This window comes from Massilia sp. DJPM01, assembly GCF_030348125.1.
Lineage (GTDB): Bacteria > Pseudomonadota > Gammaproteobacteria > Burkholderiales > Burkholderiaceae_D > Telluria_A > Telluria_A frigida.
The window spans coordinates 22,181-42,846 of sequence record NZ_JAQOZV010000020.1; the positions used below are offsets into that span (position 1 = coordinate 22,181).

26 protein-coding genes are annotated in these 20,666 nt (G+C 66.4%); 1 reads left to right on the plus strand and 25 read right to left on the minus strand.

Translation table 11 applies throughout. The annotated features are described in order from the left end of the window. Positions 1 to 13: 13 nt before the first annotated feature. The 9 genes from PO883_RS14585 to flgB are packed head-to-tail and all read right to left on the minus strand — an operon-like array spanning position 14 to position 6,483. The gene (locus PO883_RS14585) at positions 14 to 403 is read right to left on the minus strand and encodes a rod-binding protein (RefSeq protein WP_289310418.1); all 390 of its coding nucleotides are present in this window, start codon (positions 401 to 403) and stop codon (positions 14 to 16) included. Positions 404 to 415: 12 nt separating this feature from the next. Next, entirely contained in the window at positions 416 to 1,525 is a 1,110-nt protein-coding gene (locus tag PO883_RS14590) for a flagellar basal body P-ring protein FlgI (protein ID WP_289310419.1), read from the minus strand. Positions 1,526 to 1,558: 33 nt separating this feature from the next. Further along, positions 1,559 to 2,212, minus strand: a complete 654-nt coding sequence (gene flgH / locus PO883_RS14595; protein ID WP_289310420.1) for a flagellar basal body L-ring protein FlgH — start codon at positions 2,210 to 2,212, stop codon at positions 1,559 to 1,561. Next, positions 2,212 to 3,000: a flagellar basal-body rod protein FlgG gene (gene flgG / locus PO883_RS14600; protein WP_167399876.1), complete on the minus strand. Its 789-nt coding sequence runs from the start codon at positions 2,998 to 3,000 to the stop codon at positions 2,212 to 2,214. The genes flgH and flgG overlap by 1 nt, the downstream gene beginning before the upstream one ends. Positions 3,001 to 3,031: 31 nt before the next feature. Further along, on the minus strand, positions 3,032 to 3,757 hold the full coding sequence (locus tag PO883_RS14605; protein ID WP_289310421.1) for a flagellar basal body rod protein FlgF: 726 nt from the start codon (positions 3,755 to 3,757) through the stop codon (positions 3,032 to 3,034). A 38-nt stretch (positions 3,758 to 3,795) separates the two neighbouring features. After that, positions 3,796 to 4,983 (minus strand): flagellar hook protein FlgE, encoded by a 1,188-nt coding sequence (locus tag PO883_RS14610; RefSeq protein WP_289310422.1) that lies wholly within the window; start codon positions 4,981 to 4,983, stop codon positions 3,796 to 3,798. Between the two features lie 12 nt (positions 4,984 to 4,995). Further along, positions 4,996 to 5,691, minus strand: a complete 696-nt coding sequence (locus tag PO883_RS14615) for a flagellar hook capping FlgD N-terminal domain-containing protein (protein WP_289310423.1) — start codon at positions 5,689 to 5,691, stop codon at positions 4,996 to 4,998. Between the two features lie 4 nt (positions 5,692 to 5,695). Next, the gene (flgC, locus tag PO883_RS14620) at positions 5,696 to 6,115 is read right to left on the minus strand and encodes a flagellar basal body rod protein FlgC (RefSeq protein WP_167086423.1); all 420 of its coding nucleotides are present in this window, start codon (positions 6,113 to 6,115) and stop codon (positions 5,696 to 5,698) included. A 2-nt stretch (positions 6,116 to 6,117) separates the two neighbouring features. Further along, positions 6,118 to 6,483: a flagellar basal body rod protein FlgB gene (gene flgB / locus PO883_RS14625; RefSeq protein ID WP_167086422.1), complete on the minus strand. Its 366-nt coding sequence runs from the start codon at positions 6,481 to 6,483 to the stop codon at positions 6,118 to 6,120. A 98-nt stretch (positions 6,484 to 6,581) separates the two neighbouring features. Between flgB and flgA the strand changes: the two genes are divergently transcribed. Further along, entirely contained in the window at positions 6,582 to 7,322 is a 741-nt protein-coding gene (flgA, locus tag PO883_RS14630) for a flagellar basal body P-ring formation chaperone FlgA (protein ID WP_289310424.1), read from the plus strand. A 1-nt stretch (position 7,323) separates the two neighbouring features. Here the strand turns inward: flgA and flgJ are convergent, their stop codons facing one another. From flgJ to fliF, 16 genes are all read right to left on the minus strand, one after another. Then, positions 7,324 to 8,055 (minus strand): flagellar assembly peptidoglycan hydrolase FlgJ, encoded by a 732-nt coding sequence (gene flgJ, locus PO883_RS14635; protein ID WP_289310425.1) that lies wholly within the window; start codon positions 8,053 to 8,055, stop codon positions 7,324 to 7,326. After that, entirely contained in the window at positions 8,042 to 8,470 is a 429-nt protein-coding gene (gene flgN, locus PO883_RS14640; protein WP_289310426.1) for a flagellar export chaperone FlgN, read from the minus strand. The genes flgJ and flgN overlap by 14 nt, the downstream gene beginning before the upstream one ends. After that, a complete protein-coding gene (gene flgM / locus PO883_RS14645) occupies positions 8,467 to 8,760 on the minus strand; it encodes a flagellar biosynthesis anti-sigma factor FlgM (protein WP_289310427.1) in 294 nt (97 codons plus the stop codon). The genes flgN and flgM overlap by 4 nt, the downstream gene beginning before the upstream one ends. Positions 8,761 to 8,795: 35 nt before the next feature. Beyond that, positions 8,796 to 9,743 (minus strand): flagellar motor protein MotB, encoded by a 948-nt coding sequence (locus tag PO883_RS14650; RefSeq protein ID WP_289310428.1) that lies wholly within the window; start codon positions 9,741 to 9,743, stop codon positions 8,796 to 8,798. After that, complete coding sequence (motA, locus tag PO883_RS14655) at positions 9,727 to 10,659, minus strand: flagellar motor stator protein MotA (protein ID WP_167086416.1); 933 nt, start codon at positions 10,657 to 10,659, stop codon at positions 9,727 to 9,729. The genes PO883_RS14650 and motA overlap by 17 nt, the downstream gene beginning before the upstream one ends. Before the next feature lie 57 nt (positions 10,660 to 10,716). After that, complete coding sequence (locus tag PO883_RS14660) at positions 10,717 to 11,403, minus strand: FliA/WhiG family RNA polymerase sigma factor (protein WP_289310510.1); 687 nt, start codon at positions 11,401 to 11,403, stop codon at positions 10,717 to 10,719. 141 nt (positions 11,404 to 11,544) lie between these two features. After that, a complete protein-coding gene (locus PO883_RS14665; RefSeq protein WP_289310429.1) occupies positions 11,545 to 12,009 on the minus strand; it encodes a flagellar basal body-associated FliL family protein in 465 nt (154 codons plus the stop codon). Next, positions 12,006 to 13,352, minus strand: coding sequence for a flagellar hook-length control protein FliK (locus tag PO883_RS14670; RefSeq protein ID WP_289310430.1), 1,347 nt, complete (start codon positions 13,350 to 13,352; stop codon positions 12,006 to 12,008). Before PO883_RS14670 ends, PO883_RS14665 begins: the two co-directional genes overlap by 4 nt. Positions 13,353 to 13,355: 3 nt before the next feature. Next, complete coding sequence (locus PO883_RS14675) at positions 13,356 to 13,673, minus strand: hypothetical protein (RefSeq protein ID WP_289310431.1); 318 nt, start codon at positions 13,671 to 13,673, stop codon at positions 13,356 to 13,358. Beyond that, a complete protein-coding gene (gene fliS, locus PO883_RS14680; RefSeq protein WP_289310432.1) occupies positions 13,666 to 14,055 on the minus strand; it encodes a flagellar export chaperone FliS in 390 nt (129 codons plus the stop codon). The genes PO883_RS14675 and fliS overlap by 8 nt, the downstream gene beginning before the upstream one ends. 15 nt (positions 14,056 to 14,070) lie before the next feature. Beyond that, on the minus strand, positions 14,071 to 15,456 hold the full coding sequence (gene fliD, locus PO883_RS14685) for a flagellar filament capping protein FliD (protein WP_289310433.1): 1,386 nt from the start codon (positions 15,454 to 15,456) through the stop codon (positions 14,071 to 14,073). Between the two features lie 28 nt (positions 15,457 to 15,484). After that, the gene (locus PO883_RS14690; RefSeq protein WP_167086410.1) at positions 15,485 to 15,919 is read right to left on the minus strand and encodes a flagellar export protein FliJ; all 435 of its coding nucleotides are present in this window, start codon (positions 15,917 to 15,919) and stop codon (positions 15,485 to 15,487) included. Next, entirely contained in the window at positions 15,916 to 17,232 is a 1,317-nt protein-coding gene (gene fliI, locus PO883_RS14695) for a flagellar protein export ATPase FliI (protein WP_167086409.1), read from the minus strand. Before fliI ends, PO883_RS14690 begins: the two co-directional genes overlap by 4 nt. After that, on the minus strand, positions 17,229 to 17,915 hold the full coding sequence (gene fliH / locus PO883_RS14700; RefSeq protein WP_167086408.1) for a flagellar assembly protein FliH: 687 nt from the start codon (positions 17,913 to 17,915) through the stop codon (positions 17,229 to 17,231). Before fliH ends, fliI begins: the two co-directional genes overlap by 4 nt. Continuing rightward, positions 17,912 to 18,940, minus strand: a complete 1,029-nt coding sequence (locus PO883_RS14705) for a flagellar motor switch protein FliG (protein ID WP_099874634.1) — start codon at positions 18,938 to 18,940, stop codon at positions 17,912 to 17,914. Before PO883_RS14705 ends, fliH begins: the two co-directional genes overlap by 4 nt. Next, positions 18,921 to 20,639: a flagellar basal-body MS-ring/collar protein FliF gene (gene fliF / locus PO883_RS14710; RefSeq protein ID WP_373890068.1), complete on the minus strand. Its 1,719-nt coding sequence runs from the start codon at positions 20,637 to 20,639 to the stop codon at positions 18,921 to 18,923. Before fliF ends, PO883_RS14705 begins: the two co-directional genes overlap by 20 nt. Positions 20,640 to 20,666 lie beyond the last annotated feature (27 nt).

The window sequence follows — 20,666 nt, forward strand, 5'->3', positions numbered from 1 at the left end:
TTACTTGCTTCCATTAAATTTTTTGACGGGAAGTTTGCAGCGGCATGGGCAGCGGGCCCGCTGCCGCCGCCGGCGCCGCGGCCGCCGGCAGCAATTGGCGCAGGATGGCGTCGGCCACGCCGAAGGCGCGCTGGTGCGCCATTTGCCCGGCCATCAGGTTGTCGGCCATGTCTTGCATGTCGCGGTTGACCGGGTCCTTGAACACGCTGTCATCCTCGGCCATGGCCCGGGTGCCATTGCGCATTTGCTGCAGCATATTGCCGATAAAGAAACTTTCGAATTCGATGGCGGCCTTGGTGGCTTTGGCCACGAACACCGGATCGGCGGCCGGGGCCACAGCGGCCTCGTGGCCGGGACCCATGCCGGCGCGGTTGAGGGTGGTGGTCAGGTCGAGTGGATTCATGGCAGCAATTCCTTAAATGACGACCAGTTCGCCTTCGATGGCGCCGGCCTGGTCGAGCGCTTGCAGGATCGCCATGATGTCGTCGGGGGTGGCGCCCAGGCTGTTGACGATGTCGATGATGGTTTGCAGCTTGGCGCTGGCGGGCCACTTGAACATGGCGCGCCCGGCTCCCTGGTCGACCGACAGCTTCGATTGCGGGGTGACGGCGGTGCGTCCGCCCGACAAGGGGGCGGGCTGGCTCACGGCCGAGCTTTCGGAAATCACCACCTTGAGCGAACCGTGGGTGACGGCGGCAGCCTTGACGCGCACGCCCTCGGCGATCACCACCGTGCCGGTGCGCGAATTGAACACCACTTTCGGCACGTCGGTGCCGACGTCGACCGACAGCGCTTGCAGCTTGGCCATGAAGGCCACGCGCTCGGTCGGGTTGGCGGGGGCGATCACCTGGATGCTGGCGCCGTCGGCGGTGGTGGCCAGCGGCCCGAAACGGCGGTTGATGGCTTCGACGACATTGGTGGCGGTCTCGAAGTGCGGTGTTTTCAGGCGCAGCATGACTTCGGCGCGGGTCGAGAAATCGCTGCCGATTTCGCGTTCGATATTGGCGCCGTTGGGAATCCGCCCGCCGGTCGGGGTGTTGACGGTGACGCTCGAGCCGCTCGCGCCGGTCGCGTTCAGGCCGCCGACCACCACATTGCCCTGGGCCAGGGCGTAGACTTCATTGTCGGCCGCGCGCATTTGGGTGAGCAGCAGCACGCCGCCGCGCAAGCTCTTGGCGTCGCCCAAGGAGGAGACGGTGACGTCGATCGGCTGGCCGCGCCGATAGCCGGGCGGGAATACGGCGCTGACCATGACCGCGGCCACGTTCTTGTTCTTCGCTTCGGCGCCATCCGGCAGCTTGACCCCGAACTGCTTGAGCATATTGACCACCGACTGGCTGGAAAACTTGACCTGGCTGCTGTCGCCGCTGCCGTTCAGGCCGACCACGAGGCCGTAGCCGACCAGCGGGTTCTCGCGCACGCCTTCGACACTGACCAGGTTGCGCAGGGTTTGCGCGGCCGAGGCCGGCAGGGCAAAGCAGACCAGCAGAGTCAGGGTGAGGGTGAAGAGACGGGCTTGGATCATGTGATTACCTCAAAACGGCGCTGGCGAGAGCGCTCAGAACGGCATCCAGGGGCCGAGGAAGAAACGGGTCAGCCAGCCGGGTTCGTTGGCATTGGCGAGGGCGCCGCGGCCCGAATAACTGATCTGGGCATTGGCCACGCGCAGCGAGGAGACCTGGTTGTCGGCGTCGATGTCGGCGGCGCGCAGGAAGCCCTTGAGGCGCACGAATTCTTCGCCCTGGTTCAGGGTCAGGCTTTTTTCACCGGCCACGCGCAGCAAGCCGTTGGGCAGCACTTCCTGCACGATCACGGTCAGCGCGCCGGACAGGGCGTTTTGCTGGGTGCTGGTGGCGTCGCCCTCGAAGCCGCGTTCGGCCGACAGGTCGATCGCGGCCTTGGGGAATTTCTTGCCCAGCAAGCCGGGCGCGGTCACGCCCACGCTCGATTCCTTGCTGATGCTGGTGCCGGCGCGCTTGCTGGCCTGGGTGGTTTCTTGCAGGATCACGGTGACCACGTCGCCGGTGCGGAAGGCGCGGCTGTCGGAGGTCAATGGCACGGCGTCGGCGTTGAACACGCCGCCCGACAGGCCGCCGCGCGCTTGCGCACGCGGCAGGGGCGCGGTGTCGTCGGCCATCGCGCGCGGCGGCGGCTGGACGCTGCTGGCGCAGCCGGCCAGCAACACCAAGGCGAGCGTGGCGGCGCCTTTCATCAGCGCGCCGCCTGGGCCAGGTACTGCAGCATGTTGTCGGCGGCCGAGAGCACCTTGGTGTTCATTTCGTAAGTGCGCTGGGCGGCGATCATGTCGACCATTTCCTCGACCACTTGCACGTTCGAGCCTTCCAGCGCGCCTTGCTTGAGCTTGCCGAAAGCGCCATCGCCCGGACGTCCTTCGGCGGCGGCGCCGCTGGCCGGCGTTTCCGAGAACAGGTTTTCGCCGAGTGCCAAGAGGCCGGTCGGGTTGACGAAGTTCGACAAGGTCAGCTGGCCCAGTTCCGACGGCGTGGTGCTGCCGGCAATCGTCGCCGAGACCATGCCGTTTTCACCGATGGTGATCGCGGTGGCGTTGTTCGGGACCGTAATCTGCGGCACCAGCGGCAAGCCCTGGGCATTGACCAGGGTGCCGGTAGCGTCCACCTGCAACTGGCCGGCGCGGGTGTAGGCCGGGTCGCCGTTGGGGCGCCGCACTTGCAGGAAACCATTGCCGGAAATGGCCACGTCGAGCGGCTGGCTGGTGGTTTGCAGGCTGCCGTTGGTGAATACTTTCTGGGTGCCCAGCAAGTGGGTGCCGTTACCGAGCTGCACACCCGATGGCGACAGGGTATTGTCGGCGCGCTGGGCGCCCGGCTGCTGGTCGACCTGGTAAAACAAGTCCTCGAACACGACGCGGTCGCGCTTGAAGCCGACGGTGTTGACGTTGGCCAGGTTGTTGGCGATCGCCTGCAGTTTGGCGTCCTGGGCTTGCACCCCGGTTTTGCTGATCCACATTGCTGGATTCATGATCTTTTCCTTTTACGTGTTGGGGGGCGCGTCAGGCGCCGAGCAGGCGGTTGCCCACTTCGTTCATGTTGTCGCTGGCCTTGAGCAGCTTCATCTGGAGCTCGAAGCTGCGGTTCAGGCTCATGGTGGCGACCATTTCTTCGACCGCCGACACATTGCTGCCTTCCAGATGGCGCCCGCGCACCGTCACCTTGTCGTCGGCCGCCAGCGGCTGGCCGCTGCGCGAGACGATCAGCCCGCCTTCGTTCTTGGTCACTTCGCCGGCTTCGGCGTTGACCAGGCGCAGCTTGTCGATCACTTGCATGTCGGTCGTGCCCGGCGCCAGCACCGACACCGAGCCGTCGGCGCCGATGGTGACCGCGTTATGCGGCGGCAGCACCACCGGGCCGCCTTCGCCCAGCAGCGGATGGCCGTTGACCGACAGTGCGCCATCGGCATCGATATTGATGGCGCCAGCGCGGGTATAGGCTTCGCCACCCTGCCACTGGACCGTCAGGTAACCGTTGCCGGTGATCGCCACGTCGAGGTCGCGCCCGGTTTCCTTGATCGGACCGGAGCGGCCCGACACGGCATCGGACTGCATCCGCACATAGTGGCGGTCGTCGAAACCCGAGCCGCCCAGCGCTTGCGTGGCCGATAACTCCAGGTTGGCGCGAAAGCCGGTGGTGTCCATGTTGGCCAGGTTGTTGGCGTGGACCTGCTGGGCTTTCAGCGCGCGTTCGGCGCCGCTCAGTGCTGTAAAGATCAATTTATCCATGTTGCTCCCTCACGTCATTCATTATTTCCGTACGGATACTATAGTGCCTGCATCAAGGACTGGATCATCTGATTTTCTGTTGAAATCACCTTGGAATTGGCTTGATAGTTGCGCTGTGACGTCATCAGGCCCACCAACTCTGACGTAATGTCAACATTCGAGCGTTCCAGGGCGCCGGTATTGAGCTTGCCGGCCAGGCCGCTGCCCGGGGTGCCGTACAGGGCCGCGCCGGAGGCCGAACTGGCGGTCCAGCTGGTGTCGCTCATGGCGGTCAGCGATCCTTCATCGGCGAAGGTGGCGATCGCCACGGTACCGACCACTTGCTGCTGCTCGTTGCTGTACTTGGCCATGACCGAACCGTCGGTACCCATTTCGACGCCGATGAAGGTGCCGGAGGCATAGCCGTCGGTGCTGTTGGTGGTGGTGATGGCTTCGCCGGCGAACTGGGTGGTGCCGGTGTAGTCCACGTCCAGCGTGATCGGGGCCGCGCCATTGGTCGGGGTGATGTTCAGGGTGGTCACCGGCGGCACCGGCGGCAGCTGGCCCATGTTGCTGAAGGTCAGGGTGGTGGTGGTGGCCAGCGGGGCGCCGCCGTCAACCGCGAAGTGCACCGTCATGGTGGTGCCGGCGCCCTTGACGAAATACTGCGACAGGGTGTGCTGGCTGCCCAGCGAATCGTAGACCACCGATTGCTTGGCCATATTGTAGGTGGCGGCGTTGGCCGGGTCGAAGGCGCCGGCCGGGGTCACCCAATCGTTGGACAGGTTGCCGACGTAGTTGACCTTGGTGCTGGCGACGGCCGGGATCTGGCCGGTCGGCACTTCGATATTGCCCATCACGCCGAGCGCGGCGCTGCCCTTGATCGCGGCGTAGCCCTGCACCGAGCGGCCATTGCTGTCGACCAGGATGCCATCCTTGTTGGCTGAAAAGATGCCGACGCGGCTGTAGTTGACGATGCCCTGGCTGTCGCGGCTGACAAAAAAGCCGCGCCCATCGATGGCGGCGTCGAGGCCGCGCCCGGTGGTGGTGACGCCACCGTTCAGGCCGATGCTCTGGGTCATCGAACCGACTTCCACGCCGGTCGCCTGGGAACCGGCGTACATGGCCGAAAAGTTGGCGCGGGTGCTCTTGAAGCCGTAGGTGCCGGCGTTGGCGATATTGTTACTGACTGCTTCAAGCTGGGTGTTGATCGACTGGATGCCCGACAATGCGATTTCGAAACTCATGATGTAATCCTTTTAATTTGCGGTGGAGGAGTTGGCGGCCGCCAGCGATGCGCCGGACTTGCCGTTGAAGCCAGTGACGGACGACGGCGCAACATCGCCGATTCCTGCCACCTTGAGGACCACACCGCCACCGGCCGACATGCGCACGCTGTCCAGGCGGCCGATGACTTCGATGGCGTCCTGCGCACCGGCGCTCGTTCGTACCTTGATATCGTATTTCCCTGGCGCCAGGCCAAGCGCGACCGGATCGATGGAAAACGCTTGCGGACCCGAACCGCGCGAACCGAGCTGCACGTCGTGTTTCACGCCATCGGCACCGGTCAGGGTCACGGTATTGGTGGCGCTGGCCGCGGGGAGGGTGATGCTGGCCTTGAGCGGCTTGCCGTCCAGGCGCACGCTGCTGGTGCTGACGGTGATGTCGGAGCCGACCTGGGCGCCCAGGGCCAGGGTCTGGATGCTTTCGAGCACGCTGGCGCTTGCGCTGTTGAGCTTGGCGAGGCTTTGCATCGCCTCGGTCTGGCTCAGCTGCGAGAGCTGGTTGACGAACTGCGACGGATCGCTTGGCTCCAGGGGGTCCTGGTTGCGGATCTGCGCCACCAGCAATTTGGTGAACATGTCCGCCGTTTCGCTGGCCGGGGCTTGGCCTACGATGGTGTTGGCATTGCCGGTCGCCTGGTTATTGGCGCCGTTGAGGTGATTGGTGAGCATGGGATCAGCCTTCGCCGAGTCGCAGCAGGCCCGCTTGCATCGACTTGATGCGTCCCAGGACTTCCACATTGGTTTCAAAGGCACGCGAGGCCGACATCATGTCGGTCATCTCGGCCACCTGGTTGACGTTCGGGTAGAACACCATGCCATCGGCATTCGCTACCGGATTGCCCGGCTCGTAGGCCTTGCGCAGCGGTTCGGCCGATTCGACCACGTCGAGTACCTGGACCCGGCTGCCGGCGCCGAGCTTGCCGGAACCGCTGTCGAGCATGGCGGCGAACACGGGTTTGCGGGCACGGTAGGTTTCGCCTTCCGAGCCGGACACCGAATCGGCGTTGGCCAGGTTGCTGGCGATGGTATTCAAGCGCACCGACTGCGCCGCCATGGCCGAACCCGCAATTTGGGAGATATCTTTAAAGCTCATGATTATTGTCCTGCGATGGCTTTGGCCAAACCCTTGAGGCGCATATTCACGAAGGTCAGGCTGGTCTGGAAATCGGATGCGTTTTGCGAGAACGCGGCTTGTTCGACGCCGATTTCGACTGTATTGCCGTCGGCGGTGGGGTGGTAAGGGACGCGGTACAAGGCGTCCTGATCGTCGGCGCCCAAACCAGGCATATCCGACTCGGTTTCGATGCGCTGCTGCAGCATGGCGCCGAAGTCGACGTCGCGGGCGGTGAATCCTGGCGTGTTTTCGTTGGCGATATTGGCTGCCAGTACGCGGGTGCGGTCGGCGCGCACATGCAGCGTGTCGGCGTGCACACCAAGTGCCTTTTGGAAATCAATCGACATGAAGCTTCCTCCGTGAATGAACTGCAGTGTGAATCTGGTTAGAATGAGGCTGTGCGGCGTTCCTTGCGTCGTGCGCAACGTTTACCAGGGTGCTACTTATGCTTGAGGTCCGCCGCGCCACCAGCGCCTTGTTCCAGCCATTAACGGCCGCTGCGCTGATTTCATTAGCCTGCGGCAACATAAATGCGGCAGAAAATGCGATCACGACCAGGCTCGAACAGGCCGCGCGCGAGCAGTTGGCGCGCCAGGCGGAAACGGCCGGCTTGGCGGAAGCGCAATTTACTGTCAACGTGGCAACGCCGCGCGCCGCGCCGCCCTGCGCCAAACCGGTCGAGATCGAAGCGGTCGACACGCGCACGCCGGCACGCATGCGTTTTGCCGTGCTGTGTCCGGATGCGGGCGGCTGGCGGTATGAATACGTGCTGCGCGCCTCGGTCAGCGCGCTGGTGGCGGTCAGCGCCGCGCCGGTCGCGGCCGGGCACATGCTGACGGCGCAGGATGTCACCTTGGAGCGGCGCGATGTCACCACGCTGGCCGACGCCATCAGCTCGGCCGAGGCGGCCACCGGGCAAGCCACGCGGCGCTCGCTGCGGGCCGGCGAAGTGCTGCGCCAGGCACAGTTGAGCGCCCCCTTGCTGGTCAAGCGCGGCGAACCGGTGGTGATGCTGGCGCGTTTCGAGGCGATCGAGATCAGCACCGCCGGCGAAGCGCTCGACGCCGGCGCACTCCATGCGCTGGTGCGGGTGCGCAACCTGGCCAATGGCCGGGTGGTGCGCATGCGCGTGATCGCCGCCGGCACGGTCGAACCGGTCGAGCTGCCGCGCTCGGCGCAGCCGTAGTTCACTCCGACGCTCCCTGCAGGCGCGCAGCCAATTTGGTCAGCTTGGCGGCGTAGGCCGGATCGGTGGCGTAGCCGCCCTTGGCCAGGCCCTGGGCAAAGGCGCGCGCATCGTTGCCGGTGCCGATCGCGCCAGCGTAGCGCGGGTTGTCCAGCAGCACCTGGGCGTAGTCGCGGAACGCGGCGCCCTGGTCCGGGTAGCTGCGGAAGCGTTCGGTTTTCTTCACGGCGGCGCCGTGTTCGTATTCGGTGGTGGCATTCTCGGCCACCTCGCCCTGCCAGTTGGCGCCGGCCTTGATGCCGAACAGGTTGTGGGTGCTGGCGCCTTCGGCCTGGCGCAGCGGACGCTGGCCCCAGCCCGATTCCAGCGCGGCATGGGCCGACACCAGTTGCGGCGCCACGCCCAGGCGTTCGCCGGCCTGGCGCGCCCACGGCGCGATCTGTTCCAGGAAAGCTTTTTGTTCGGAACCGTCGGCGAAGGCGGCGCCGACACCGACGCTGGCCGGCGCTGCCTCGGCATCTTGCAGGCGCGCCTGCAGCATGCGGCCCTGCGGGCTCAGCATGGAGGCGCCGCTGTCGGCGCTGCCCTGGCTGATGAAATCGGCAATCTCGTTCTGCATCGCGCTGTAGACGCCGCCGAAACCGGCGCCGCCGCCCACCGCCGCCATCGGGCGCGTGGACTGGGCTGGCGCGGTGGGCGCGATGCTGGCGGTATGGAAATCAGCGTGCCTCATACAAGGTCTCCTCTCCGTGCAGCACACGCTGCATGATGGAAAATTGTTCGGTCAGCAAGGCGCTGTTGCGAACATTCAAACGTTTGCATTCAAGTACCAGTTGCTCCAGCGCTTGCCAGTCGGCGGCGAGCTGCTCGCCTTGCGCCGCGGCCACGCCGGCGATCAGGGTGGCCATGCCGGCGGCCGCGCCGCACAGGGCGCGCACCAGCGAGACGCGCTGCACGCGGCGCTGTTCCATCGCGTCCAGCAGCGGCGTGAGCTGTTCGGCCAGGTCGGCCAGTTCGGCGCTGCGGTGGCGCAGGGCGGCCTCGAACTGGCGCGCCAGCAGCGCGAGGATGGCCTGGCAAGCGTCCAGGTCGGCGCTAACGCCGGCCCTCAGCTTGCCGAGCGCCTGCTCGCGCGTCATGCGGCTCATCGCTGGCCTCCGTGGAAGCGCGTGATCAGCCCGGCCAGGCGCGCCGGGTCAAACGGCAATTCGCCCTTGGCCAGTGCGTCGCGCAATTGCGCCACGCGTTCGTGGTCGATCTCGGGCATGGCTGCCAGGGCCGCCATGGCCGGCTGCAGCACTTCCGATTGCAGGGCGGCGGCGCTGGCGGCCACGCCAGCGCCGCCGTTCACCGGGGTCTTGGCCTCGGGCGCGGGCGCGGCGCTGCTGCGCTGCACGGCCGAGGCGTCGGCGGAGGCACCGCCAGAAGAGATTTTCATGCGTGGACCTCGGCTTTTGGATTGGATCGTCATGATTATTTGCCCTGGGCGGCGGCGCCCTTGACGTTCTTGAGTTTGTTACGCAGTTCCTCGACCGAACCTTTGGTGCCGACCGCCGTGTCGGCGCCGACCTCGTTCTTGCCCGGCACGCCGAACATGGCGGCCACGGTATTGGCCTGGCTGTGGGTCAGGATCAGCAGTTCGATGCGGCGGTTCACGGCCGCGCCGGTATTTTCCGGCTCGAAGGGCGCACGGTCGGCCATCCCGACCACTTGCAGCACGCTGTCCGGATTCATGGAACCGGCCAGCAACTGGGAGCGGGCCGCCATGGCGCGCGCATTCGACAAGGTCCAGTTGGAGTTGCCATCCTGGTCACCCGCATATTTGCGCGAATCGGTGTGGCCGACGATCAGCATCTGGTTTTCCATTTTTGCAAACAAGGGACCCATCTCGCGCATCAGGCGCCCGAAGCGGTCGGTCGGCATGGCGCTGCCCAGCAAAAACATGCCCTGGCGGTCGGTGTCGTGCAGGGTGACGCGCAAGCCGTACGGGGTGATCACGGCTTCCAGGTTGTTCGACAAACCCGCATCCACGCTCATGGTGCCCAGCTTGCGCGACAGCACGGCCAGTTCGGCCGGCGAGTCGTAGCGCACTTTCGGGCCTTCGCCGCCGTTTTCCTTTTGCGAGGAGGTGCCGCTGTGCGGCATGGCGAAACGCTCGATCAGGCTGCCGCGCGGGCCGCCGCCGATTTCCGGCTTGTTGCCCTGGCCATCGGCGTAGCTGCCGTTTTGCTCGCGCACCATGGCTTTCATGGTTTGCTGGTCGCGCGCCGCCATCAGCCACAGCACCAGGAACAAGGCCAGCAGCGCCAGGCAAAAGTCGGCGAACGCGACTTTCCAGGCGCCGCCGTGGTCGTCCTCGTGCGCCTTGCCACGGCCGCGCACGATGATCGCGGCGTCGTGCTTGTCATGCTGCTTTTGCACGCGGCTCTCCTGCACGGTCGGTGGCGCGGCGTTTCGGCGATGGCGAATCCTCGCCTTCGCCGCCCATCGCGTTGATCCAGCTTTCCAGCTGGGCGAAGCTTGGCTTGATGTTCAATTGCACCAGGCGGCGGCCGGCATCGATGGCCAGCAGGGCCGGTTTGCCGGCCACGTGGGTGACCAGCACGACTTTGACGCATTCCATGTTCGACGCTTCCTGGTTCACCAGCTGCTTCATCATGTTGCTGATCGGGTCGAGTACGCCGTAGCAAAAGAAAATGCCGAGGAAGGTACCGACCATCGCGGCGCCCACTTTGGCCGAGATCGCGCCCGCATCGGCGCCCTCGGCTACCGAGTTCATCGCCAGCACGATGCCGAGCACCGCCGCCAGGATGCCAAATCCGGGCATGGCTTCGGCAATCTTGTGCAGCGACTTGGAGGGCTGCACCAGCTCTTCGTGAATGGCTTCCAGTTCCTGCTCCAGTACGCCTTCAAGCTCATGGGCATTGATTTTTCCCATGGCCATCAAACGGAAATTATCGACAATAAACGCCAACAGTTTAGGCTCTTCCAGCACCAAGGGGTAACGCTGGAACAGCGGGCTGGACGCCGGGTCTTCCACGTGGGCATCGAGTGCCTTCAAGCCGCCTGCCGCCGTTTGCAGCAGTTCATACATCAATAACAACAACTGGCGCTGGAACTCGGAACCTTGCTTCTTGCGCACGATGATCTTGCGCAACTGGGTCGTCAATTCCTTGAGCACATGGTTGGGGTTACCCAACACCAGCGCACCGGCACCGCCGCCGGCGATGATCAGGATCTCGACCGGGTGCCAGATGGCATCGAAGGTGCCGCCCATGAGCACGAATCCGCCGAAAATACAGCCGAGAACGATGGCAATGCCGACTAGTTGCTGCATGTTAAATTCCTTTGGTAAGTCGTGAGGTGCGAAAGAAGCGGGTAAACCATGTCTTGATCAACCTTTGAGGGCGGCCTTCATCTTGGCCAGCGCCGCCTTGTTGAGCTGGCAGACGCGCGCGTCCGACAAATCGAGTACGGCGGCAACTTCCTTGTAGCTCAGTTCGAATTCGTAAATCATCTGGATCACGCGCTGTTCGCGCTCGTCGAGGGCCATCAGGGCCTGTTCCAGGCTGTGCTTGATCATGAACTGCTCTTCCGGGCCGGGCGCGCTGTGGGCCCGTTCCGCGGCTTCCTGCAGCACGTCGTCAAAGCTCAGCAGCAGCTCGGCGCCATCGTCGAGCTGGTATTGCACATAGGCTTCCTGGCTCAGGCCCAGGGCGGCGGCCGCTTCCTGGTCGGTCGGCTCGCGCCCCAGCGAGCGGGTCAGGGCGCGCACCTGGTCGCGCATCTTGTGGCTGTCCTGGCGCACCGCGCGCGGACGCCAATCCTGGCGGCGCAGCTCGTCGAGGATGGCGCCGCGGATGCGCAAGGAGGCGAAGCTGCCGAATCCGGCATCCGGCATGCCATAGCGGCGCAGCGCTTCGAGCAAACCCATCAGGCCGATCTGTTCCATGTCTTCGCGCCCCATCACGCCCGACACCTGGGCGTTGAGCTGGCGTACGATGCGCTTGACCAGCGGCGCGTAAGCGACCAGCTGGCGCTGCTCTTCGCGGGCGTCGAGCACGGGCGCGTACTCGGCCACCTGGGCGGCACCATACGCGGCGCCGTAGTCGCTGGCGTGCCCGGCCGCAGCGCCATGGGCCAGCGGGTTACCGCCCACGTAGCTGGCGCCGCTGCTGCAATCGGTGTAATCGGCGTGATAGGCCACAGGATCCCCGGTTCGCTATTCGATGATCAGTTTGCCGATCATGACTTCGGAGAACGGCTTTTCGAGCTTGTCCTTGTCATAAGTGGCGGCGAAAGTGTTGTTGAGTTGTTCGGCGTACTGCTCGACCGTCAGGTCCTGGGCGGCGCTCATGGTGTACGCCGACAGGGCGCGCACGGCCACGCTGCGCAGCATTGGCAAGTCATCCTTGGCTTTCTTTTCCTGCTCGAGCGTGGTGGACAGCACCAGGTCGGTCGAAATGTAATGGGCCTGGGTTTCGCCAGGGGCGCGGCGCAGCATGACGATGACCTTGTCGAGCGAGACATAGCGCGCCGGTTTTTTCGGATGCGCTGCCGCTTCCGGGGCGTGCTTGCCATCCTTGGCTGGCAGCGGCTGCTTGAAGTAGAGCGCCGCGCCGGCGCCGGCCGCGCCCAGGATGCCGATGACCACGAAAGCGACGATCAGTTTGGTGGTCTTTTTCATGCCGCTACCTCACGCCCGGACAGGGAGAAGGTGGCGGACGGATGGCCGGCTTCGGCCAGCGCGCGGCCAGGATCGTTGTCATGGGTGTCGCGCTCGGGCTGGCGCTGGCGGCCCTGCTGCTCGCCAAACGCGGCGCCGCTGCGCGGGGTGGCCGTGATGGTCACGGCGACATCGCTGAAGTGGCGCTGGGCCAGGTCGGAACGCATGGCATCGCTGACACTGCCCAGCTGGCGCCGCACTTCGCTGTGGGTGGCGCTGATATTTACTTCCAGCACGCCGCCGGCGGCGTGGCGGATCGCGATCTCGATGCGGCCCAGCTGCGGCGGGTCGAGGCGGATCACGGCCTGGTCGATGTTGCGGCCCAGTTGCAGTTGCAGGCGCTCGCCCAGCGCGTCGCGCAGCGGTTGCTGCCAGTCGGCCGGGTTGGCCGGCAATTTCAGGTCGAGCGGGGCGGCCACGCCGGTACTTTGCGAGGCCAGGGCGTTGGCGCCGCTCATGACGTTGCCAGGGCCGGCCACGGGGGCGTCGCTGCGCGGCGCGCTGTCGGCTGTGGCGGCCGCGATCGGCTGGGCAGTGGCGGCGACGCCGGTGTTCTGGGCGAGGGGCGCGGCTGCCGTGCCGCTGTCGCCAGTGCGCACGGGGGCACGCGGGGCCGCTGCCGGTGCCGGCGCGGCGGCCAAGGCTGGTGGCGGCACGGCCAGCGGGGCCGCCGCTGGCGTGCGCGCAGCGGCGGCCCCGCTATCGCTGGCGCTGTCGGCGGGGGCAGTGCTGCTGGCGCTGGCCGCTGGCGGGGCGCTGAAGGTGAACGAGACGGTGCTGGCCGGGGCGGCGGGCAGGGCGGCGGCGAACGGCGCGGCTGGCACGGCCGGGGTCGCGGCGGCGGCCGGAGCGGCCGGGGCGGCAAAGCTGACCGGGGCGGCGGCGGCGGCGCCAAGCGGCGTGGCAGCAGGCACGGGCGCGGCCATGGCGGCAGGCAAGCTGGACGGCATCGTCATCGGCATGGCCGGCGGCAGGACGATGCCGAGCGGCAGGGTCATGCTCATCGTCATGCTCATCGCGGGCGTGCTGGCCTGGTCCGGGGCGTCGGCCGCGACCGGCGGCGCGGCGCTGTCGGGCAGCATGCCGGGCTCGGCCAGGACGTCGGTGGGCGCGGCCCCGGCGCTGTCGGTGTCGCCTTCGGGCACGGCCAGTCCGGCGGCGGCGCTGTCGAACAGCAGCCAGCTGGCGAACGGCGCGGCGGCATCGGTGCCAGGGGTGACTGGCGTGGTGGCGGCGGCGGCGGGCGCGGCGGCGCCGGGGGCGGCCGGGGCGGCGGGAGAAGGGGGCAGGTTAGCGAGCATCATGATTTATGCCTGGTTACGTTCTATGTCAATTTCATTGTCGAGGGCGTAGGCGATAAAGCCAGCTTTATTTGCGTGCATATCGTGCATTTGCGCTCCCAGCGCTTCCAGCTCGGCGGCGCACAGCTCGGCGGCCTTGTCGTGCTGGGCGCGCAGCGCTTCCAGCGCATGTGTTTCCGCCGCGCTCCACGGGCCGCTGGCGGCCAGCACCCGCAGCTGGGTGCTCAGGGCGCCCACGGCGCGGTCGAGCGCCACCCAGTCGCGCGCAGCGCCGGCGCTGGCCAGGGCCGCGGTCAGGGCTTCGAGGGCGGCGCGCCTAGGCATTGCGCGCCTGCACGCCGAGCCAGCCCTGGCGGATCGTGCCGAGAATCTCGACCACTTCGTCCAGCAGCGCCGGGTCCATCTTGATGCCGGCCCCGTGCAGGCGGGCGGCGCAAAAGTCATATAGTGTTGCCAGGTTTTCCACCACGTCGCCACCTTGCTCGAAGTCCAGCGAGCTGGACAGTCCATTGATGATTTCGACACATTTGTCGATGCTGGCCGCCTTTTGCTCGTAGCGCTTGCCGACGATGTGGGCGCGCGCGCGGGCCAGCTCGTCCAGCAAGCCGTCGGTCAGCAGCAGGACCAGCTCGACCGGCGAGGCGCGCGCCGTCTGAGCATCAAGGTTAACCGCGTGGTAGTCGCCGTAAGCGTCGGAATAGGACATCTTTTCCTCTCTTGATCAGGATTTGTCGCCGAACAGCGCGTCGAACATGGAGGTGTTGGACGCCATCCGGCTTTGCAGTGTTTGCAACTGTGTAAATTGCGTCAGATAGCGCTTGTAGGCGCTGTCGTACTGCTTGTCGAGCTGGTCCTGGCGCTTGGTCAGGCTGGTCTGCAACTTGGTGTTTTGTTCCAGGCGCTGCTTGAGCTGGCCGTCGGTGCTGCTGCTCCATTCCTTCAGGTAGCTGTCGAGATTGCCGGCGATGCCGCTGCTGCTGCCGTTCAGGCTGCTGCCGATCAGGGTGTCCAGGCCTTTCGGCGAGACCGCGAGCTGGCTGGTCAGGCGGGTGGCGTTCAGGGACAGGCTGCCGTCGCGGGTGGCCACGATGCCGTAGGCGGCCAGGCTGTCGGCGCCGTTGACGCCGCGCAGCATGCTGACCATGCGGGTTTGCAGCACGCGCACCCCGCCATCGTTGGCGAACACGCCGGGGGCGGCGCTCTTGGACGGGTCGCCCGGCGCCACCATGGCATCGATCACGCCCTTGAGCTTGTTGTAATCGTCGACGAATTTCTGCACCTTGGCCACGGTGGCGGCGTTGTCGCTGGCCACCGTCAGGGTGACTGGCGCGTCGCCGGGGGCCTGGGCCTTGGCGAAGGTCATGGTCACCCCGTCGACATTGGTAAACACGTTCGAGGCCTGGGCGATCGGGGTACCGCTGCCCTGAGCGCCGAGCCAGACCAGGGCATCCTGGCCGGTCACGACTTGGGAAGCGTTGAGGGGATCGTCGAGTGCGGCTTTGAGGCCGGCATTGTTGACCGCCGCCGTGTTCAGGGAAATATTCCCGGCCGCGCCAGTCGTCTTCGAGGTCAGCATCAGCTGGGTGACGCCGTTGACGGTGACGATCGAGGCCGACACGCGCCCATTGTTGGTCGGTTCGGCATTGATGGCGGCCGCGATTTCGCGCGGGGTCAGGGTGCCGTCGGCGTCGCTGTTGGCGGTGGCCAGGTTGACCGAAAAGCCGGGCACGCCGCCCAGTTCGATGCCCAGGGTGCCGCCATTGGCCGCGCTGTCGGCCAGGTTGTTGTAGGACACCTGGTTGGCGGTGGCGACTTTTTCGACGAAAAAGCTGTAGCTGCCGGCGCTGGCGTTGGTATTCGCGGTGGCGGTGCCGATCGCGCTGTTGCTGAAGGTCGCGGTCTGGCTCAGCATGGTCTTGCTGGCGGTCAGCGCGCTGAGCGAGCCCTGGTAGGACGAAATCGCCGAGCGCAGGGCGGTCAGGGCTTGCGCGGCCTGGGCGGCCTGCTTGGTCTGGGCCGTCAGGATGCTCTGGCGCGCCGAGGTGTAGTTGGTCGCCAGGCCGGCTGCGGTGGTGGCCGGATCGTAGGTATTGCCAATGCTCGCCATGGGGTTCTCCAGAGTATCTAAAATGAAATTACTTGCGGCCGGCCAGCCACGATTGCGTGGCCAGGTCGTCTTCGCGCTTGCGCTCGACGCGGTGTTGGGCCAGCGCCGCCACGCCTTTTTTCTGTTCCAGTACCTGGTCGAGCAACTGGCGCTCGCTCCAGGCATCGTTCAGGGCGCGCTGCGACACGGCCATGGTCGCTTCGTGCAGGCTCAGGTCGGTGCGATGGGTGTCGGCCAGCGCGATCACGGCCAGCTTGTACTGGCCGCAGTTAAGCGCCAGCGCGAGCGGCAGGGCGCCGCTGGCGCCGCTGCCGGTGGCCAGGCCGTCCAGGCGTTCCAGGTTGGCCTTGTAGCGCGCCTGAGTCGCCTGCTGCGCCGCCAGGTCGGCCTGGAGGCGGTCCACCTTGGTAGTGCGCAGGCGTACCAGGGTGTCCAGGCTGTCGATCGTGTGCTTGATGGTCATGACATCATCGCTTCCAGTTGGGAAATGCATTCAGGCAAAGGTGCCGCTTCGCGCGTACCCTGGCACAGGTAAGCGTCGATATGCGGTTCCAGGCGCACCGCGTGGTCGGTCAGCGGATCGGCGCCCGGCACGTAGGCGCCCAGGGGAATCAGGTCGCGCACGCGGGCGTGGCGGGCCAGCGCGGCTTTCAGCTTGCGCGCGGCCAGCGCGTGCTGGGTCGGCACCACCTGGGCCATGCAGCGGCTGATGGAGGCGGCCACGTCGATCGCCGGGTAATGGCCGCGTTCGGCCAGTTCGCGGGTGAGCACGATGTGGCCGTCGAGGATCGCGCGGGCGGTATCGACCACCGGATCCTGCTGGTCGTCGCCTTCGGCCAGCACGGTGTAGATGGCGCTCATGCTGCCGTGTTCGTGCTCGCCGTTGCCGGCGCTTTCGACCAGCTGCGGCAGGGCCGAGAACACCGACGGCGGATAGCCGCGCGTGGCCGGCGGCTCGCCCAGCGCCAGCGCCACTTCGCGCAGCGCCATGGCGTAGCGGGTGAGGGAATCGACCAGCAGCAGCACGTTCAAGCCCTGGTCGCGGTAATGGGCGGCGATTGCGTGGCACAGTTCGGTTGCGCGGATGCGCATCAGCGGCGATTCGTCGGCCGGGGCGATCACCAGCACGGCTTTTTTCAAGCCTTCGGGGCCGAGCGACATGTCGACGAATTCGCGCACTTCGCGCGAACGTTCGCCGATCAGGCCGACCACCACCACGTCGGCCACGGTCTGGCGCGTGATCAGGCCCAGCAGCACGGACTTGCCGACCCCGCTGCCGGCCATCAGGCCGACGCGCTGGCCCTTGCCGATGGTCAGCATGGAATTGATGGCGCGCACGCCGACATCGAGCGGCTCGACCACCGGTTGTTTTTTCAGCGGATTGATTTTGGGCGGCGTCATGTCCAGGCGATGCTCGCCGCCCAGGCGGCCCAGGCCGTCGATCGGCTCGCCCAGGCCATTGACCATGCGCCCCAGCCACGAAGGGCCGATCTGGAGGGTGGCGGCGGTCGGGCTGGGCAGCACGCGCGCGCCGGTGGTCAAGCCGATGGCTTGCTTGAACGGCATCAGGAACGACAGGCGTTCGCGAAAACCGACCACCTGCGCATCGAGCCACTCGCCATCGACCGTTTCGATGCGGCAGCGCTGGCCCGTGTGCAGGCGGCAGCCGGCCGATTCCAGCAGCAAGCCCGAGGCACCGACCAGGCGGCCGGTCGGGATCGCGACCGGCACGTCGTCGAGCTCGACGGTGCGCAGGGAATCGGCCAGATTGCTCATGCTTCGACCTCCTCGGCCACCCGTTCGGGCACCGCCAGCAGCTGGGCGCTGACCTGCGACATGCAGGCCGCCAGGCGGCCCTGGCAACCGGCGTCGACTTCATTGTCGCCGGCGCGCACGCGGCATTCGCCCGCTTGCAGCGAGGGATCGGGCAGCAAGCTCCATTTGGCGGCGCGCACCGGATCGAGTTCGGTGATGCGCTTGAGTTCTTCCGGATTGAGGCACACTTCGATGCTGTCGCGGGTCGGCGGCATGGCGGCCAATGCTTCGTCGACCAGGGCCAGCAACTGGACCGGCTGCAGCGCCAGTTCGGCGCGGATCACCTGGCGCGCCACCTTGCCGACCAGGTCGACGACTTCCTTGCGCTGGGCGGAACGGAATTCCTCGACCATCTGGCCGAGCTGGGTGAACATGCCGTCCAGCGGCCCGGCCAGCTGCTCGAAGCGGTCCTGTACCTGCTGCATGGCTTGCTGGCGGCCGGCGGCCAGGCCCTCGGCCAGTCCGGCGGCGTAGCCTTCGGCGCTGCCGCGCGCCTGGCCGCTCTCGTATCCCTCGCGCTGCCCCTGCTGGTAGCCTTCTTCGACCGCGTTCTGCCACTGGCCCGCAGCCTCGGAGGAATGGGCGGCGCCGAGCGCGTCGAGCTGCGACAGCGGCGGAAAATGATAGGGGCGGAATTGTTTCATTCTATGACTGCCTCGGCGAACAGTTGCACTTCGATTTCGCCGTTGTCGGCCAGTTGTTTCACGGTTGCCATGATGTCCTTGCGCGTCTGTTCGATGCGCGAGAGCGGCACCGGACCGGCGCGGCGCAGCAGGTCGTCGAAGTTCTGGGCCTGGCGGCGCGGCATGGTGGTGAGGATCGCGTCGCGGATCGCCGGTTCGGCGCCCTTGAGGGCGATCGCCCACTGTTCCAGCGGCACGTCGTCGAGGATGCGGGTAATCGTGGCCTCGGTCTGGCGCGACAGGATGAAAAAGTCGTACATGCTCATTTCGATTTCGGACACCACGTCCGGATCGTGGGCGCGCAGCAGTTCGACCATGCCGGCGCGGTTGCCCGGCAGCCGGTTGAGGATCTCGGCCACCTGGCGGATCCCTTCCACGCTGGCGCTCTGGGTATCGAGCGCGCCCAGGCAGCGGGTCACCAGCTCTTCCAGTTCGGTCAAGAGGTCGCGGTCGATTTCATCCAGCCGTGCCAGGTTCAGCAGCACCAGGTCGCGCCCTTCGAGCGGCAGGGCGTCCAGGATCTGGCCGGCCAGGGCGGGCGGCAGGAAGGCCAGGAACACCGCTTGCATCTGCACGTGCTCGTTGGCGACGTAATCGGCCAGCCATTTCGGCGAGGCCCACTGCAGGCGCGCCATCATCGGGCGGATGGCATCGCCGTAGATGTTGTTGAGCACGCTGTTGGCGATATCGCTGCCGAGCGCCAGGTCGAGCGAGCGCTTCAGGTAGCTGCGCGAGGCGCCATGCACGCCCGACTGCTGGCGGTAATCGTCGAAGAAGGTTTGCATCGCCACCCGCACCGAATCGACCTTGATGCCGCTCATGCGCGACATCACTTGCGTCACTTCCAGCAATTCCTCGCGGTCGAGGCAGCGCAGGACGGCCGCGGCCGGCTCTTCGCCAATGCTCAACAGGACGATGGCGGCCTGTTCGACAGGGGTCAGTCCAGGCGCCTCTTCGGCGTCCACGTTATTGTCCAGTTCGGCCATTTTTCTGCATCCATTGTTTGACGACTTCGGCGACCCGCTCCGGTTCCTTGGCAGCGAGAACTTTCAAGTGATCGACCATCACATCGACTGCCGAGCCGGCAGGGGGAAGATCGTAGTTTTCCAGCAAAGGCACCATCGGCAGCGCTGCGCCGAGGGCCGGGAGCGCGCCGCCCGCCGCCTCGCCGGCACGGCCATCGCCGACGCGCATGGCGGGACCTGCCACCGCGCTGGCGGCACCGGCCGGGCCACCGAGCAACTGGGCGTCGGCGCTGGCGGCCGCTGGCGGCGCCAGGCGCACGGTCAGGAGGCGCAGCAGCGGACGGATGATCAGCAGGAAGCCGAGCAGGATGCCCACCGCCCACGCCGCCCAGCTGCTCATGTCGACCACGTTGTCGCGTTCCTGCCACCATGGGGCGGCGACAGGCTGGACCGGGAAGCTCATGGCGGACACGGTCAGCACATCGCCGCGTTCGGTGTTGATGCCCAGGCCGCTGCTCAGGGTTTTTTCGATATTCGCCAGTTCGGCGGCGCTCCAGCCGGTCTTGGCGGCGGCCACGTGATTGTTCAGCACCACGGCCACGCTAAGCTTGCGCAAACGGCCACGGCTGCGCTTGATCTGGGTGATGTTGCGGTCATAGGCGAACTGGCGCGTGCTGGCATTCTTGCGGGCGCTGCCATCGTCGGCTTTCGGATCGGTGCCGGCGCCGGCGCCGGCGACCTGCGGATCGGGCATGGCTGGCGGACGGTTCGACAGGGTGCCTGGCACGCCGATTGCCATGCGGTTCTTTTCCAGCTCTTCGCGCACCGCTTCGCTGGTCACTTTCGGGGTGTCGCCGTATTTTTCGCTGGTTTCCTCGATCTTGTCGTTGTCGATGTCGGCGGTGACGCTGAGCTTGAAGTTATTCGCGCCCAGCACCGGGCCGAGCAATTCGTTGACGTTGCCGCGCACCTGGTCCTGGTATTTCTTGGCGTTCGCATCCGCGCCCTGGGCGGCGCCGTCGAAGCCGTCGCTGAGGTCGACCCGCGAAGACAGGTAGTTGCCGGCCTGGTCGACCAGGCTGACGCGCTGCGGGGACAGGCTGGCGACGCTGCCGGCGACCATATTGATGATCGCGGCGATCTGTTCCGGGGCCAGGGTGCGGCCCGGTTTCACGGCCACCACCACCGAGGCCGACGATTTTTCACCGTCGCTGGCCACGAACGAGGTCGAGCGGGCGATCGACAGGTGCACTCTAGCCGAGGCGATCGCGTCGAGCGCGAGGATGCTCTGCGACAGTTCGCCTTCGAGGCCGCGCCGGAAGCGCACGTCCTGCACGAACTGGGACACGCCCAGCGGATCGTTCTTGTCCATCAGCTCCAGGCCGGCCGGCAGCTGGGCGGTGACGCCCTTGGCGGCCAGCAGCATGCGCACCTTGCCCAGCTGCGAAGCGGGCACCAGCAGCTGCCCGGTTTCCGGATGCAGGCGGTAGGCCACCTTCTCGGCGTCGAGCACGGCCATCATGTCGCCCGAGGCAACCCGCTCGCTGGCGCCGAACACCGGCTTGTAGCCGGCCTGGTCGTTCCACAGGTACATCATCACGGCGGCCGTGATGGCGATCGCCAGCACCAGCATCGGGGTCAGGTTGTTGCGCAGCGCTGGCGGCAGCGAAGGCATGGCGCCCATGCGCCCGGCGAAGTTGGATTTGAGAGAGGCAATCACGCTGGTTTTTCCCTGCGGTTAAGGTAA

Bases quoted from the DNA above. Each gene is read 5' to 3' on its own strand.
- PO883_RS14585 (WP_289310418.1), bottom strand. From the start codon at position 403: ATGAATCCACTCGACCTGACCACCACCCTCAACCGCGCCGGCATGGGT.
- PO883_RS14590 (WP_289310419.1), bottom strand. From the start codon at position 1,525: ATGATCCAAGCCCGTCTCTTCACCCTCACCCTGACTCTGCTGGTCTGC.
- flgH (WP_289310420.1), bottom strand. From the start codon at position 2,212: ATGAAAGGCGCCGCCACGCTCGCCTTGGTGTTGCTGGCCGGCTGCGCC.
- flgG (WP_167399876.1), bottom strand. From the start codon at position 3,000: ATGAATCCAGCAATGTGGATCAGCAAAACCGGGGTGCAAGCCCAGGAC.
- PO883_RS14605 (WP_289310421.1), bottom strand. From the start codon at position 3,757: ATGGATAAATTGATCTTTACAGCACTGAGCGGCGCCGAACGCGCGCTG.
- PO883_RS14610 (WP_289310422.1), bottom strand. From the start codon at position 4,983: ATGAGTTTCGAAATCGCATTGTCGGGCATCCAGTCGATCAACACCCAG.
- PO883_RS14615 (WP_289310423.1), bottom strand. From the start codon at position 5,691: ATGCTCACCAATCACCTCAACGGCGCCAATAACCAGGCGACCGGCAAT.
- flgC (WP_167086423.1), bottom strand. From the start codon at position 6,115: ATGAGCTTTAAAGATATCTCCCAAATTGCGGGTTCGGCCATGGCGGCG.
- flgB (WP_167086422.1), bottom strand. From the start codon at position 6,483: ATGTCGATTGATTTCCAAAAGGCACTTGGTGTGCACGCCGACACGCTG.
- flgA (WP_289310424.1), top strand. From the start codon at position 6,582: ATGCTTGAGGTCCGCCGCGCCACCAGCGCCTTGTTCCAGCCATTAACG.
- flgJ (WP_289310425.1), bottom strand. From the start codon at position 8,055: ATGAGGCACGCTGATTTCCATACCGCCAGCATCGCGCCCACCGCGCCA.
- flgN (WP_289310426.1), bottom strand. From the start codon at position 8,470: ATGAGCCGCATGACGCGCGAGCAGGCGCTCGGCAAGCTGAGGGCCGGC.
- flgM (WP_289310427.1), bottom strand. From the start codon at position 8,760: ATGAAAATCTCTTCTGGCGGTGCCTCCGCCGACGCCTCGGCCGTGCAG.
- motA (WP_167086416.1), bottom strand. From the start codon at position 10,659: ATGCAGCAACTAGTCGGCATTGCCATCGTTCTCGGCTGTATTTTCGGC.
- PO883_RS14665 (WP_289310429.1), bottom strand. From the start codon at position 12,009: ATGAAAAAGACCACCAAACTGATCGTCGCTTTCGTGGTCATCGGCATC.
- PO883_RS14670 (WP_289310430.1), bottom strand. From the start codon at position 13,352: ATGATGCTCGCTAACCTGCCCCCTTCTCCCGCCGCCCCGGCCGCCCCC.
- PO883_RS14675 (WP_289310431.1), bottom strand. From the start codon at position 13,673: ATGCCTAGGCGCGCCGCCCTCGAAGCCCTGACCGCGGCCCTGGCCAGC.
- fliS (WP_289310432.1), bottom strand. From the start codon at position 14,055: ATGTCCTATTCCGACGCTTACGGCGACTACCACGCGGTTAACCTTGAT.
- fliD (WP_289310433.1), bottom strand. From the start codon at position 15,456: ATGGCGAGCATTGGCAATACCTACGATCCGGCCACCACCGCAGCCGGC.
- PO883_RS14690 (WP_167086410.1), bottom strand. From the start codon at position 15,919: ATGACCATCAAGCACACGATCGACAGCCTGGACACCCTGGTACGCCTG.
- fliI (WP_167086409.1), bottom strand. From the start codon at position 17,232: ATGAGCAATCTGGCCGATTCCCTGCGCACCGTCGAGCTCGACGACGTG.
- fliH (WP_167086408.1), bottom strand. From the start codon at position 17,915: ATGAAACAATTCCGCCCCTATCATTTTCCGCCGCTGTCGCAGCTCGAC.
- PO883_RS14705 (WP_099874634.1), bottom strand. From the start codon at position 18,940: ATGGCCGAACTGGACAATAACGTGGACGCCGAAGAGGCGCCTGGACTG.